The 249-nt window shown below is 41.0% G+C and carries 1 protein-coding gene; it reads right to left on the bottom strand.

All coding sequences use genetic code 11. The features are described 5' to 3' along the window. On the bottom strand, positions 1–249 hold a 249-nt coding region (locus FN960_RS24530), incomplete at both ends, for a PfkB family carbohydrate kinase (RefSeq protein WP_260682108.1).

The raw sequence follows: 249 nt of genomic DNA, 5'->3' as shown, positions 1-249 counted from the left end.
TCGAGTAATGATAAATAACTAGACGTATTTTCTCCCGGCACAATCAGGCATTTATCGACATAAACGCCAGATTGATTGGTTTGCGTTAGCAGCGATTGACTATAAAAATCACTGCCTACTGCGCTCAGTAGCCAGGCTTTGTTACCCAGCAACGCCAGGTTTTGTGCAATATTGCGCCCTACTCCACCAGGCGTAAATTTTATTTTACCTGGATTTGAATCCGCATAATTTAATGATTCATGTGAATAT

Source organism: Alkalicoccobacillus porphyridii, from assembly GCF_007293315.1.
Lineage (GTDB): Bacteria > Bacillota > Bacilli > Bacillales > Bacillaceae_D > Alkalicoccobacillus > Alkalicoccobacillus porphyridii.
Note: the sequence above shows the minus strand (reverse complement) of the source record. Positions and strands in the feature narration are given on the sequence as shown.